This is a genomic window from Calidifontibacter indicus (assembly GCF_003386865.1).
GTDB lineage: Bacteria > Actinomycetota > Actinomycetes > Actinomycetales > Dermatophilaceae > Yimella > Yimella indica.
Window position 1 is genome coordinate 1,173,000 of sequence record NZ_QTUA01000001.1, and the last position, 13,503, is coordinate 1,186,502.

Annotated in this window: 12 protein-coding genes; 5 read left to right on the top strand and 7 right to left on the bottom strand. The window is 68.1% G+C overall.

What is annotated here, in order from left to right:
• The first annotated feature begins 2 nt into the window (after positions 1 to 2).
• The 4 genes from DFJ65_RS05645 (at position 3) to DFJ65_RS05660 (ending at position 4,145) form a co-directional block, all read left to right on the top strand.
• On the top strand, positions 3 to 1,004 hold the full coding sequence (locus DFJ65_RS05645) for a polyprenyl synthetase family protein (RefSeq protein ID WP_115922185.1): 1,002 nt from the start codon (positions 3 to 5) through the stop codon (positions 1,002 to 1,004).
• 93 nt (positions 1,005 to 1,097) lie between these two features.
• Positions 1,098 to 1,700, top strand: a complete 603-nt coding sequence (locus DFJ65_RS05650; RefSeq protein WP_115922186.1) for a TetR/AcrR family transcriptional regulator — start codon at positions 1,098 to 1,100, stop codon at positions 1,698 to 1,700.
• Between the two features lie 8 nt (positions 1,701 to 1,708).
• On the top strand, positions 1,709 to 2,854 hold the full coding sequence (locus DFJ65_RS05655; protein ID WP_211308371.1) for a type III PLP-dependent enzyme domain-containing protein: 1,146 nt from the start codon (positions 1,709 to 1,711) through the stop codon (positions 2,852 to 2,854).
• Complete coding sequence (locus DFJ65_RS05660; RefSeq protein ID WP_115922188.1) at positions 2,847 to 4,145, top strand: D-arabinono-1,4-lactone oxidase; 1,299 nt, start codon at positions 2,847 to 2,849, stop codon at positions 4,143 to 4,145. The genes DFJ65_RS05655 and DFJ65_RS05660 overlap by 8 nt, the downstream gene beginning before the upstream one ends.
• Before the next feature lie 7 nt (positions 4,146 to 4,152).
• Here DFJ65_RS05660 and rarD read toward each other — a convergent pair whose 3' ends face one another.
• Positions 4,153 to 5,088, bottom strand: a complete 936-nt coding sequence (gene rarD, locus DFJ65_RS05665; RefSeq protein WP_115922189.1) for an EamA family transporter RarD — start codon at positions 5,086 to 5,088, stop codon at positions 4,153 to 4,155.
• Between the two features lie 67 nt (positions 5,089 to 5,155).
• Between rarD and DFJ65_RS05670 the strand changes: the two genes are divergently transcribed.
• The gene (locus DFJ65_RS05670; RefSeq protein WP_115924126.1) at positions 5,156 to 5,926 is read left to right on the top strand and encodes an enoyl-CoA hydratase/isomerase family protein; all 771 of its coding nucleotides are present in this window, start codon (positions 5,156 to 5,158) and stop codon (positions 5,924 to 5,926) included.
• Positions 5,927 to 5,991: 65 nt separating this feature from the next.
• Here the strand turns inward: DFJ65_RS05670 and DFJ65_RS05675 are convergent, their stop codons facing one another.
• The 6 genes from DFJ65_RS05675 to DFJ65_RS05695 all read right to left on the bottom strand — a co-directional run bounded on the left by DFJ65_RS05675 (position 5,992) and on the right by DFJ65_RS05695 (position 13,465).
• Entirely contained in the window at positions 5,992 to 6,750 is a 759-nt protein-coding gene (locus tag DFJ65_RS05675; protein WP_115922190.1) for an ABC transporter ATP-binding protein, read from the bottom strand.
• Between the two features lie 3 nt (positions 6,751 to 6,753).
• Positions 6,754 to 7,224: a hypothetical protein gene (locus DFJ65_RS17160; protein ID WP_147301321.1), complete on the bottom strand. Its 471-nt coding sequence runs from the start codon at positions 7,222 to 7,224 to the stop codon at positions 6,754 to 6,756.
• A gap of 458 nt (positions 7,225 to 7,682) precedes the next feature.
• Entirely contained in the window at positions 7,683 to 9,104 is a 1,422-nt protein-coding gene (locus DFJ65_RS05680; RefSeq protein WP_115921782.1) for an IS1380 family transposase, read from the bottom strand.
• 72 nt (positions 9,105 to 9,176) lie between these two features.
• Entirely contained in the window at positions 9,177 to 10,031 is an 855-nt protein-coding gene (locus DFJ65_RS05685) for a hypothetical protein (protein ID WP_115922191.1), read from the bottom strand.
• 492 nt (positions 10,032 to 10,523) lie between these two features.
• Positions 10,524 to 11,600, bottom strand: a complete 1,077-nt coding sequence (locus DFJ65_RS05690; protein WP_115922192.1) for a 2-oxoacid:ferredoxin oxidoreductase subunit beta — start codon at positions 11,598 to 11,600, stop codon at positions 10,524 to 10,526.
• On the bottom strand, positions 11,597 to 13,465 hold the full coding sequence (locus DFJ65_RS05695; protein ID WP_115924127.1) for a 2-oxoacid:acceptor oxidoreductase subunit alpha: 1,869 nt from the start codon (positions 13,463 to 13,465) through the stop codon (positions 11,597 to 11,599). Before DFJ65_RS05695 ends, DFJ65_RS05690 begins: the two co-directional genes overlap by 4 nt.
• Positions 13,466 to 13,503 lie beyond the last annotated feature (38 nt).

The following is a 13,503-nucleotide window of genomic DNA, read 5'->3' on the forward strand; positions in this document are numbered from 1 at the left end:
GAATGAGCACCACCACCTCTGCCGCCACCATCGGGGTGCCGGGCGCCGGCGACGAGCTGGCCGCCCGGCTCACCGAGGGCCTCGCCGCGGTCGACGTGCGGCTGCGGGAGGTCGTCAAGCACGACGATCCGTTCATCGCCGAGGCGTCGACCCACCTGGTCGACGCCGGCGGCAAACGCTTCCGTCCGATGCTGACGCTGCTCGCCTCCGAACTGGGGGAGGGACGCAACAGCCAGGTCGTCGACGCGGCCGTCGGGGTGGAGCTGACCCACCTGGCCTCGCTCTACCACGACGACGTGATGGACGAAGCCGACAAGCGGCGCGGCGTGACCAGCGCCAATGCGGCGTACGGCAATTCGACCGCGATCCTGGTCGGCGACCTGCTCTTCGGCAAGGCGTCGGCGCTGGTGGCCGGGCTCGGCCCGGAGGCCGTGCTGATCCAGGCCGAGACCTTCGTGCGGCTGTGCACCGGACAGATCGAGGACGACCGGCAGGCGCCGGCCGACGCCGACCCGATGGAGCACTACCTCGCGGTGCTGGCGGACAAGACCGGCTCGCTGATCGCGACCGCCGCTCGCTACGGCGCGATGTTCGGTGGGGCCTCGGCCGAGGTCGTCGAGACGATGACGAAGTACGGCGAACTCGTCGGCATGGTCTTCCAACTCGCCGACGACGTGCTCGACGTCAGCTCGGACGTCTCGGGCAAGCCGGCCGGCACCGACCTGCGCGAAGGTGTGCGCACGTTGCCGGTGCTCTACGCGCTGGCCTCGACCGACCCGGCCGACGACCGGCTCAAGGAACTGGTGGCCAAGCCGCTCACCGACCCCGACGAACACGTCGAGGCGTTGGCGTTGCTGCGGGCTCACCCGGCGCTGCAGCAGGCCCGGGAGCACACGGTGGCCGTTGCCGCGCAGGCGAAGGCGTTGCTCGACGACCTCGGCGACAGCGATGCGGTGCAGTTGCTGCGCACTCTGCCGGAGGGTGTTGCCCTGCGCTCGGCCTGAGCGAAGCAAGTACTCGAGATACTTGCCCGTAGCGACCAAGGGCGGGGTAGGTTTCTTGGACAGCTGTTCAAGAACGAAACGGGAGCGCTGGTCATGGCTCGGACCCCCGCGGCGATCCGCCGCACAGAACTGGTCGAGGCGGCGATCAAGGTCGCGCTGGACGAGGGGCTGGACGCTGCCACCGTCCGCCGGATCGCTGCGGAGGCGGGAGTCTCGCTCGGCACCGTGCACTACTGCTTCGGCTCGAAGCGCGCGCTGCTCGAAGCGGTGGTCGAGTCGGTGTCGCAGCCGCAGCTTGAGGTCGATCTCACCGACGTCGAACCGGGCGACTACGTCGGGCTGATCCGTGCCGCGTTCCACGCCTACTGGAACGAGGCCGGTGGCAATCGCGACCGGCAGCGGCTGATCTACGAACTGGTCAATCATCTTGTCCGCCAGGAAGATCCGGGCCCCGAGCTGGCCCAGATGCTCTTCCGGCGGGCGTTCGGCACGGTGGCCGGCTTCATCGAGTCCCAGTTGCAGGCGGCGCAGCTCGTCTTCCCCACCGAGGTGCTCTCGCGGATGATCGTGGCGGTCACCGACGGCGTGGCACTGGCCTGGATCGCCGACGGCGATGATGCGACCGCCCTGGAGGTGCTCGACCGCTACGCCGACCTGTTCGGTGGCGTCATCGCCGACGCCGAGGCGGCACAGTGAGCGGCGCCGTGAGCGCGCCCTGGGCTGCGCTGCCGACGGTCGGCGTGCCGACCGCTGTCGTTGACCTCGACACCTTCGACAACAACGCCGCCGCACTGTTGCGTCGCGCCGGAGGCACCCCGATCCGGGTGGCGTCGAAGTCGGTCCGGGTGCGGTCACTGGTCGAGCGGGTGCTCGCGATGCCCGGTTACGCGGGTGTGCTCGGCTACTCGGTGGCCGAGGCGATCTGGTTGGTGCGCAGCGGAATCGACGACGTGGTGGTGGCTTACCCGAGCGTCGACGACGAAGCGGTGCGCACGATCGCGGCCGACGAGCAGTTGGCCGCGGCGATCACGTTCATGGTCGACCTGCCCGAGCACGTCGACTGGTTGGCCGCGCGTCACGCCGGTCACGCGCTGCGGGTCGCGATCGACGTCGACTGCTCGCTGCGGCTCGGACCGGTGAGCCTGGGCGCGCACCGCTCGAGCGTCAACGACGCCGGTGGCGCCGGCCGATTGGCGGAGCGCATCGCTGGGCGCCCGGGTCTGCTGTTGGTCGGCATGATGTTCTACGAGGCGCAGGTGGCGGGCGTGCCCGATGCGAAGCCGGGGATGCGGGTGGTCAAGCGACTGTCGAACGATCAACTGCACCGCTACCGGTCGAAGATCCGCGCGGCGGTGGAGGCGCACGCAGCGCTGGAGTTCGTGAACGGTGGCGGCACCGGCAGCTTGCACACCACCCGGCTCGATCCGGCGATCACCGAACTCGCTGCGGGCTCAGGGCTTTTCGCGCCGACGAGCTTCGACGGGTTCGACGACCTCGGAGTGGAGCCTGCCGCGTGGTTCGTCTCGCCGGTCACCCGCAAGCCGAGCGCCGAGGTCGTGGTCACCTTCGCCGGTGGCTACAGCGCCTCGGGTGCCTCGGGTCGCTCGCGGCTGCCGAAGCCGGTCTATCCCGAAGGGCTCTCCTACTTCGGGCAGGAGGGGGCCGGGGAGGTGCAGAGCCCGTTGCACGGCAAGGCGGCCCGCACCCTGGGGCTGGGAGACCCGGTGTGGTTCAGGCACGCGAAGGCCGGCGAGATGTGCGAGCGCTTCGACGAGGTGGTGCTGCTCGAAGGGGGACGGGTCCGCGGCAAGACACCCACCTACCGCGGGGAAGGCCACAACTTTGGCTGAGTGGAGCAACTGGTCGGGCACGGTCTCGGCCGACGTCGAGATCGTCGCGGTGCGCGACGTCGCACACGTGCAGCAGGTCGTCGCCGACGCGACGGCCGCCGGACGGCGGGTGAAACCGATCGGTGCGGGGCACTCTTTCACCGCGATCGGCGAGCCGGTCGACGTCCAGTTGCGGATGGACGCGCTGACCGGGCTGATCAGTGCCGACCCCGCGACCGGGCGCGCCTGGGTGGCCGCGGGCACCCGCCTGTCGGACGCCGTCCGCCAATTGCACGGGGTGGGGCTCGGCCTGCCCAACCAGGGCGACTACGACCGGCAAACCATGTCGGGCGCGACGTCAACCGGCACCCACGGCACCGGCATCGGGCTCACCGGGTTTGCCGGGATGGTGCGCGGGGTCGAGCTGGTGCTGGCCGATGGTTCGTTGCTGCGCGTCACCGACACCGAGAACGCCGAATTGCTGCCGGCGGTGGCGCTGAGCCTCGGCGCCCTGGGCGTGGTGACCGCGATCGAGTACCAGTGCGAACCGGCGTATTTGCTCACCGCGCACGAGGAACCAACCACGTTCTCCGGGGTGCTGGAGTCGCTGGACGAGCGCATCGACGGGCACGACCACTTCGAGTTCTTCTGGTTTCCCGACACCGACCGGGTGCTGGCCAAGACCAACGAGCGGCACCGTGATGTCTCGCGTCGCGCGCCGATGCCGCGGTGGAAGGACAGACTGGAGAACGACCTGCTGTCGAACAGGCTGTTCGGCGCGATCAATCGACTCACCACGCGGGTGCCGCGCTCGACGGCGGCGATCAACCAGGTGAGCGCGCGGGCGCTGTCGGCCAAGACCTACACCGACTGGTCGCACATCGTCTATCCGACCGAGCTCGACGTCGTGTTCCGCGAGAGCGAGTTCTCGGTGCCGCGCGCCGACGCGGTCGAGGTGTTGCAGCGGCTCGACGCCTGGCACCGGGCACATCCGTCGACGACGAGCTTCCCGGTGGAGGTGCGGTTCACCGGCCCCGACGACGTGTGGATGTCGACGTCGTACGGCCGGCAATCGGCGTACATCGCGATCCACCAGTTCCACGCGCGCGACCACCGGGAGTACTTCGCGGCGTTCTGGAACATCCTGGCCGACTACGAGGCGCGCCCGCACTGGGGCAAGATGCACGAGCTCGACGCCGACGACCTGCGCAAGGTGTACCCGCGCTTCGACGAGTTCCTCGAGGTGCGTGACCGGCTCGACCCGGGCCGCACCTTCGCCAACCCCTACCTCGACCGGGTGCTCGGCGCATGAGATCGGATCAGGCTCGGCTCGCCTGACGGGCGGCGCGGGCCAGCCGCCGCGACTTGCCCGCGCTGGTGAGAGAGTCGACGGTGAGCACCACCAGCGCGAGCCAGACGATGGCGAACCCGATCCAGCGCGACGTCGGCATGTGTTCACCGAGGAACAGCACCGCACACAGCAGCTGCAGGATCGGCGTGATGAACTGCAGCAGCCCGATCGTCACCAACGGGATACGCGACGCCGCAGCCGCGAACAGCAGCAGCGGGATCGCCGTGGCGATGCCGCTGGAAGCCAGCCACAGCGTGTGACCGGTGCCCTGCGAGCCGAAGGTGGTCTCGCCTCGGGCGATCAGCACGGCCAGCGTGACGGCCGCGACCGGAGCGAGAATGGTGGTCTCGGCGGTGAGGCTCTCGAAGGCCGACAGCGTGCCGCCGATCTGCTTCTTGAGCAGGCCGTACATCGCGAAGCTGCCGGCCAGCACGAGCGGGATCAGCGGGAAGTTTCCGTTGTCGATCGTCAGGTAGATGCACGCGATCGCGCCGATGCCGACCGCGATCCACTGCAGCGGACGTAGGGTCTCGCGCAGCACGACGACACCGAGCGCGATGGTGACGAGCGGGTTGAGGAAGTAGCCGAGCGAGGCGTCGGTGGTGCGGCCGGAGTTCACCGCGTAGACGTAGACACCCCAGTTGGTGGCGATGAACAGGCTGGCCGCCGTGATGATGCCGAGGCGGCGCGGGCTGCGGATCAGAGCTCCGATGAACTTCGTGCGGCGCAGCAGGAGCACCCCGATGGCGCAGACCACCAGGGTCCACAGGATGCGGTGGGCGAGGATCTCCCAGGCGTTGGCGGGCAGCAGCTGGTGGAAGAAGAGCGGGAAGGCTCCCCACAACAGATAGGCCGCCAGTCCGTACGCCGTGCCCCGCGAGATCTCGTCCTGGTCGTCCTTCACTCTCGCAAGCTACGGCATCCGTGACGCGGGTCTGCGGCGGGTGGCCGGCGACCGGCAGGATGTGCCCATGACGGTTGACCTGAGGATGCACGACCAGCTGCCCGACCACGTGGCGCTCATCGAGTGGGAACGTCCGCCGCACAACCATTTCGACCGCGAGATGCTCGCTCGCATCGCCGATCTGGGACGACAGGCGCAGGACGCCGGTGCGCGGGCGATCGTGCTCGCCTCGGTGGGCAAGCACTTCTGCGCGGGCGGTGATTTCGGGGCGGGCGGCTTGCAGGCTTCACCGGCGGAGGCGATCAGCGCGATCTACGCCGAGGGCAAGCGCATCTTCTCGCTCGAGGTGCCGCTCGTCGCCGCAGTGCAGGGCGCGGCCGTCGGTGGTGGGCTCGGACTCGCCTGCGCGGCCGACTTCCGGGTGGCCACGCCGTCGGCCCGCTTCCAGGCCAACTTCGGCCGGCTCGGCATCCACCAGGGCTTCGCGACCACGCTCACGCTGCCCCGGATCGTCGGTGCGCAGCAGGCCGCCTACCTGATGTACGGCGCCCACTCGGTGCGCGGCGCGGAGGCGCTCGCGATGGGGCTGGTCGACCGGTTAGCCGACGAGGGCCAGGAGCGGCAGGTCGCCCTCGCCCTCGCGGCCGAGATCGCGGCGTCCGCCCCGCTGGCCGTGCGCTCGATGCGCGCCACCCTGCGGGCCGACCTGCTCGCCGGGCTCGACGACGCGTTTGCCCGCGAGTGCGAGGAACAGGTCAGGTTGATGCAGACCGCCGACGCAACGATCGGCATCGAGGCGTCGTTGGCGCGCGAGCAGCCGCAGTTCGTCGGGCGCTAACGGCCTGCGAGTGCACGAATCCGCGTGAGTTTGTGGGGTTCGTGCGGCGTGCGAACCCCACAAACTCACGCGGATTCGGGGTTGTCGCGGCGGCACAGGGGGCTGTCGCCCGAAAGGATCTGCACGACTGCTTCCTCGGCGCTCGCATCGGTCTGCGCCACATAGGTGAGAAGTTCGCTGGTTGGCACGTCGAGCACGAGCTCGCCTTCGCGCAAAGCGATGATTCGATCGCAGATCGAGACCACGTCTTCGACGATGTGGCTCGACAGCACGACGATTCGACCGCTGTCTCCAGCCTCCGACATCAGACCGCGAATCGAACGTCGCTGCTCTGGGTCCAGGCCGGTGGTCGGTTCATCGAGCAGCAACAGGCTTGGTGAAGCGACGAGCGCCTGGGCGAACGCAACTCGGCGGAGCATGCCACCGGACAATGACTTCATCCGTGCGTCGGCGGCGCGTGCGAGCCCGACGCGATCGATCACCGCTCTTGCGGCCTCCACGGACGCTCGTCGGTCGAGGCCGCGCAACCACCCCACATACTTCACATATTCGAGCACCGTGAATCCCGTCGGCGCTTCGAAATCCTGGGGCATCAGCGCGATTTTGGATCGGGCGTGACGGGGATCTGCGTCGCCGAACCACTCAACTGATCCACCCCGAGGCGAACGCACTGTCGCGAGAATCGACAGCAGAGTGGATTTCCCGGCGCCGTTGTTTCCGATGAGTCCGATTGTCCCGGGCGTGAGCGCGGTTGAGAACTGCGAAACTCCGCCACCTCCGCGAAAGATGTGCGACAAGTTCGAGGCGACAACGGAATCAGCCATGAGTCACTCTTTCAGGAAGGGGCCGCGCCATGCGTACACGGCAACTGCGGTGAGGAGCGCGATGAGCGAAGCCCAAAGTGGTAGCAGGGTCGGCGAGTATCGTGCGGTCGGGAGAATTGTTGAAACTGCGATGAAGTTCAGGTAGATGGCGGTGCGCACCGGGGCGAAGCAAGACAGCGCGAGGCTCGTTACCGCGCACAAACCAGCGCCGCCGGCACCTCGCTGTATCGATCCCGGCTGCGTCAATGAGACGCACGCAATTGCCGCCAGCCACGGGATCATCCATGCTGCACGTGGCAGGACGAGACTGCGGGCGGCCGGAAGGCGATCAGGCGTGCAGCGGTCGAAAAGAGTGACGGGTAGCAGGGACCACGAAACGATCAGGAGGCCGAGCCCGACGGGAAGGCCGTGGTTGACGACGATCAGGCTTCCCGCTGTGTCGTGCCGAAAGGCAACTGCGCCGGCGAGCAGCAACGTTTGGAGTGCGAGGCTCGATGTCCCGCGGTGTGATCTCCACCAAAGAGAAGCAAGTACGCTCCACCGCAGTGCCGAATCATCCATTGGGGGTGAAGGCCGCCGGCGGTTTGATGCCGTACAGGGAGCAGGAAAGACAGTCTTGGGTAAGTCTGCTTCGCCCATTCATCTGAATCGGGTCGTGACAGCCACTCCTGTTCGCGCTTGCTCAGGCCGCTCGGCATCGACTTGACCGCCCGGTGTTGCAGCCACGCGCTCAATGTGAATGCCGCTGCCAGGGCATCGTTAGCCTCGATCTTTCATCGGGCGGACGTGTGCCGTCGTTGACGGCGTGATCGCCGGTTCTGGTGTCGGTTCTGCCTGATGGGTGTGACAAGTCCCCGCGATGTCGTTCGCGGTGGGCGCCGGTTTCCACGTGGCCGGTAGTCGTGCGGGGTCGTCGGGACGGGTGCCGGTGGTCACCCCGGCGCGGTCGCTGCCGGCGCGGGGTCGTGTAGTCGTTTCCAGGCAGTGATCACGAGGTCGGCGTTTGCTGCGGTTTCCTTGATGTGCAACAGGATTCGGCGACTGTGCCGAGCGATAGCGGCCGGGATCGTGAAGACCCGTAACCGTAGTTTCTTTGGTTCCCAGCGGCGTGCCTCGTGCTCGGCGTCGAACCCGATCAGCTGGGTCCAGGCGATCAGGTCGGCCGCGAGCATCACGATGGCGCACCAAATCTGGTTGGCGGTGAACCCTTTCAGCGGCAAGTTCCGCAGCCCGGTGTCCTTCGCGATCCGGATCCGGTCCTCACACCGCGCCCGCCGCCGGTGCCGCAACTCCAGGTTCGCCAGTTGCCCGCGGGTGGTGTTGGTCGCGAACGCGGTCAACCGGTACCCGTCGACGTCGTCGAACCGCAACTGCGCTCCGGGGTGGGGTCGTTCCCGGCGCACGATGACCCGCATCCCTGCCGGCCAGCCGGACAACAGACCGCGGAACGTGAGCAGGCCGGTCAGTTCGACCACGTCCGCGCCTTCGCGGACCTCGCCATCGGCGTTCAGTGCTGCCTGCCACGCCTTGGCCGGGATCAGCCGGTACAGCTCGGGCAGGCACGCGGGCAGGGTGAACCCGACCGAGTACGAAACACCCCGGCGGGCAAGCCACCTGGTGTACTCCTGGGTTCCGCCGCCGCCGTCGGTGCGGATCAGCACCTTGCGGCCCGGCCGGGCCGGGTTGATCCCGGGCAGCTGTTTGAGCGCGTCCCGGGTGACCTGGATGTGGTCGGCGGCGGTGTTGGAGCCGGCGTTACCCGGCCGCAACTGCATCGCCAATGGTTCACCGGTCCCGTCCGGGCCGTGGTCCACGAACGCACACAACGGGTGGAACCCGAAGCCTTTCTTGAACGTGGGCTTGGCTTCTTCCTTGTCCGAGTGCGCGGTGATCAGCGTGGCGTCCAGGTCCACGATCAACGGATCGGTGGCGGTCACACCGTGGGTCGGTGCGCGCTCACCGGCCAGCGCCCACGCGCGGGCACGGGCGGCACGTCGTGCGGCCGCCACCTGCTTCAACACGCGGTGGGCGTCCGCGGCCAACGCGGTAATCGTGCGAGAGATCGTTGCCTCGGATCCAACCGGTCCGTACACGTCGGCCTCGGACCGGATCACTGCCGCGTCCGCCAGGCAGTCACCGCCGAGCGCCAGCGTCACGGCCAGGTCGGTGAGCACCTTGGCCGGGTGATGCACCGCCGCCGGCTTGCGCCACCCATCCAGAGCCCGCGCCATCGCCGGGGACAGACCCGTCACCTCCGCGGCCGTGGTCAGCAACACCCCGCCCGCCGAACCAGCCGCCGACACCGGTGCCGTGTCGACCTGAACAGACGGGTAGAACCCGGTAGTCTTCTTCACCTGGAAGGTGCTCCTCGAACTGGTTCCGATAGTTGCTTCGCAACACCTATCGTCCCAGGTCAGGAGCACTTTTCAGTTCACAACACGGCCGTCGACACCGACACCCGATGAAATCTCGAGGTTAGGGGGAGAGTCGGCGCGATACTCTGCGCACAACGATGGGTTGACCAGGCTCGGCAGGAAATCGCTGACCGACACGGCGGGCTCGGTGGACGGCAAGCCGGCCGTAACGACCGCGCCGATGCTCGGCGGCGTTGATGTCGTGGAGCCGCCCACTTGGCGGTAGCGAGCGATCGGTCGTAAGCCGGCGTGCTCCATCTGGACAAGGTAGGGGAGCATGGCGCGCAGGGAAGAGCTTGGTTCGTACCCGCTTCCACGCGCCGTACAGAACTCAAAGCCTTGCTCAGACGCACACGCCCCGACCACAGGGTGTGCGACGGCATCGAATTGCTCGGTGGCCGATGCTGATCGCATTGTGGTAGCGACTCCGAGGCCCACCACTGCGGCACTCGCGACCGCCACGGCCGCGCGCGATCGTTGCCGGAGCTGGGAGGCATCAGCTGTCAACAGCGCCAGCCAGCAAGCTGTGCTGACGAGCACGGCAATCAGGACGTGCCAGCCGACCTTTTCCAGGTTCGGCGTTGTGCCGATGAGGGTGACCGACGACGCGGTGGGCGCAAAGAAATCGGACAGTCCACCAATCGGCACCATCGCGGTGATGAAAATCGCGGCTCCCGATACTGCTGGTGCCAGCCGATGCGGCCAAACGATGCCCACCGTCGCACCCACCGCCGCGGCGGCTTCGACAGCACAAACCGTGTGCATCAGCAATAGGAGATGAGCGGAAGGCACCCCCGGGCCCACTGTGAACAGGTTGACCGCCCACAGAGCGAACGCGGCGATCAGGATTCCCGTAACGGTGGCCATCGTCGTTGCTGCAACAGCGGACGCAAACAATCTCGTGGTTCGACCACCGGGCGCCCCAGCCCGTGCACGCACCGAAGCGACCACCCCTTGGGTCAGCGCGCAAGCGCTGACGGCGCTCGCCGTCGAGAGAAACCAGGTCAGGCCCTCAAGGAGATAGAACGCAACCCCGCCCTCTCGAGACCAGACAACTCCTCGTTGCACCGCAGCGACCGTAAATGCTCCCCCGATGAGGGCGCTGATCGCTGCGGTGCTGGTGAGAAAGATGAGCCGAGATGGCCGCATCAGTGACCTGCGACGGCGCGAGCCCAGCGCGCGGCGCGTACGGCGAGTCTTGTAGTGCACCCCTGGCATCTCATGGCTTCCCCTCTCGAAACGACTCCCCCTGGAGTCGTGTGTCAGGAAGCTACCAGTCGAGATGACATCGGTTCGGCGGTTCCAGTGAAGGATTGCTGCTGCCTTGGCAACAGCAATCCTCCACTGGAACCGGTGAGGTCAGTCGCGAGCCTGCACGTCCCAGGTGTCGGAACCGTCGAGCAGCTGCTGCAGTTCGGCGTCGGCGACCTGTTCGCCGCCGGTGGCCTGCTCGATCTGTGCCCGCACACCGTCGTCGTAGGTCGGGGCGTCGACCTGGCGGAAGACGCCCATCGGCACGTGCGCGAACGACGGGTCGTCCAGGCGGGACAGCGCGAACGCGAGCCCGAGGTCGGTCGGGTCGTGGCGCACGATGCGGTCGGCGGGGGCGTCCTTCTCCGCGACGACCTCGAGCGATCCGTTGTCGGCGTGCACGACCACGCGGGTGTCGTCGCCGGCGCCGGCGCGCACCGGCTCACCGGGCACGAGGTGCAGGATGCGGGCGGTGGCCTCGTCGCGGTCCTTCAGCAACTCGAACGCGCCGTCGTTGAAAATCGGGCAGTTCTGGTAGATCTCGATGAGCGACGTACCGCGGTGTGCCGCAGCTGCTTTCAGTGTCTCGGTGAGGTGCTTGCGGTCGGAGTCCATGGTGCGGGCGACGAACGTGCCCTCGGCGCCGAGCGCGAGCGAGACCGGGTTGAACGGACGGTCGACCGAGCCGGCCGGGGTCGACTTGGTGATCGCGCCCACGTCGGACGTGGGGGAGTACTGACCCTTGGTCAGGCCGTAGATCTTGTTGTTGAACAACAGGATCGTGAGGTTGACGTTGCGGCGCAGCGCGTGGATCAGGTGGTTGCCGCCGATCGACAGCGCGTCGCCGTCACCGGTGACGACCCACACCGACAGGTCGCCGCGCGAGGTGGCCAAGCCGGTCGCGATCGCCGGGGCGCGCCCGTGGATCGAGTGCATGCCGTAGGTGTCGAGGTAGTACGGGAAGCGGCTGGAGCAGCCGATGCCGGAGACGAACACGATGTTCTCGCGGCGCAGCCCGAGCTCGGGCAGGAAGCCCTGCACGGCGGCCAGGATCGCGTAGTCGCCGCAGCCGGGGCACCAGCGCACTTCCTGGTCGGAGGTGAAGTCCTTCTTGGTCTGCTTGGCGTCGGTGGTGGGCACACCGGCGGTGCCGCCGATGGTGGGGATGCCGAGATCGATGCTCACAGGTTGACCTCCTCGAGGTGGTCGGTGATGACGGTGGCTAGTTCGGCTGCGGTGAAAGGCAGCCCGCGGACGGCGGTGTGCGACTTGATGTCGACGAGGTACTTGCTGCGCAGCAGCATCGCGAGTTGTCCGAGGTTCATCTCGGGCACGATCACGCGGTCGTACGCCTTGAGCACCGCCTCCAGGTTGGCCGGGAAGGGGTTGAGGTGGCGCAGGTGCGCGGTGGCGACCTGCGCACCGCCGGCGCGCACGAGGCGGGCCGCGGCCTGGATCGGTCCGAAGGTCGAGCCCCAGCCGAGCACCAGCGTGTTCGCGCCGCCGCTCGGGTCGTCGACCTGCACGTCGGGCACCGTGATGCCGGCGATCTTCGCCGCGCGGGTGCGCACCATGTGGTCGTGGTTGGCTGGGTCGTAGCTGATGTTGCCGGTGACGTCGGCCTTCTCGATGCCGCCGACGCGGTGTTCGAGACCGGGCGTGCCGGGCACCGCCCACGGACGCGCCAGCGTCTCGGGGTCGCGCTTGTAGCCGTGGAACATCGGCAAACCGTCGGCGTCGACGTCGTTGGGTTCGGTGGTGAACTCGACGGTGAGGTCGGGCAGGTCGCCGATCGAGGGCACCAGCCACGGCTCCGAACCATTGGCGAGGTACCCGTCGGACAGCAGGATCACCGGGGTGCGGTAGGCCGTGGCGATGCGGACGGCGTCGAGCGCCGCGTCGAAACAGTCGATCGGGGTCGACGGCGCGATGACCGCCACCGGCGACTCGCCGTTGCGGCCGAACATCGCCTGCAACAGGTCGGACTGCTCGGTCTTGGTCGGCAGGCCGGTCGACGGACCACCGCGCTGCACGTCGACGACCACCAGCGGCAACTCCAACGAGACCGCGAGACCGATCGTCTCGGCCTTGAGTGCGAGGCCGGGGCCGCTGGTGGTGGTGACACCGAGCGAGCCGCCGAAGGAGGCGCCGAGCGCGGCGCCCACGGCCGCGATCTCGTCCTCGGCCTGCAGCGTCATGACACCGAACCGCTTGAGCCCGGAGAGCGTGTGCAACAGGTCGGACGCCGGCGTGATCGGGTAGCTGCCAAGCGTCAGCGGGATGCCGGCGCGGTGGGCCGCGGCGACCAGGCCGTACGCGAGCGCGACATTGCCGGTGATGTTGCGGTAGGTGCCGCTCGGCATCGGCGCCGGGGCGATCTCGTACCGCACCCCGAACGCCTCGGTGGTCTCGCCGTAGGCGTGGCCGGCGTGCAGGGCCTTGATGTTGGCGGCCAGGATGTCGGGCAACTTGGCGAACTTGCTCTGCAGGAACTTTTCGGTGCCCTCGAGCGACCGCGAGTACATCCACGCGAGGAGGCCGAGCGCGAACATGTTCTTCGCGCGTTCCTTGTCCTTGCGGGTGAGGGAGTCGAACTCCTCGAGCGCGTCGACGGTGATCGAGGTGAGCGGCACCGGGTGCACCTGCCAGGAGGCGAGGCTCTCGTCGTCCAGCGGGCTGGCGGCGTAACCGACCTTCGCGAGGTTGCGCTTGGTGAACTCGTCGGTGTTGACGATCACGGTGGCGCCGCGCGGCAGGTCGCCGAGGTTGGCCTTGAGGGCCGCCGGGTTCATCGCGACGAGCACGTCGGGCGCATCACCCGGGGTGAGCACGTCGTGGTCGGCGAAGTGCAGCTGGAAGCTGGACACGCCGGGCAGCGTGCCCTGAGGTGCGCGGATCTCTGCCGGGAAGTTGGGCAGGGTCGACAGGTCGTTGCCCAAGGACGCGGTCTCGGCGGTGAACCGTTCGCCGGTCAGCTGCATGCCGTCGCCGGAGTCGCCGGCGAAGCGAATGACCACACGGTCGAGGGCTTGGGAGTGCTTCTTGCTCACGTGATCCATCTCTTAGGCGCCGGATATTTCGACTCCTA

Bases quoted from the DNA above. Each gene is read 5' to 3' on its own strand.
- DFJ65_RS05645 (WP_115922185.1), top strand. From the start codon at position 3: ATGAGCACCACCACCTCTGCCGCCACCATCGGGGTGCCGGGCGCCGGC.
- DFJ65_RS05650 (WP_115922186.1), top strand. From the start codon at position 1,098: ATGGCTCGGACCCCCGCGGCGATCCGCCGCACAGAACTGGTCGAGGCG.
- DFJ65_RS05670 (WP_115924126.1), top strand. From the start codon at position 5,156: ATGACGGTTGACCTGAGGATGCACGACCAGCTGCCCGACCACGTGGCG.
- DFJ65_RS05675 (WP_115922190.1), bottom strand. From the start codon at position 6,750: ATGGCTGATTCCGTTGTCGCCTCGAACTTGTCGCACATCTTTCGCGGA.
- DFJ65_RS05685 (WP_115922191.1), bottom strand. From the start codon at position 10,031: ATGGCCACCGTTACGGGAATCCTGATCGCCGCGTTCGCTCTGTGGGCG.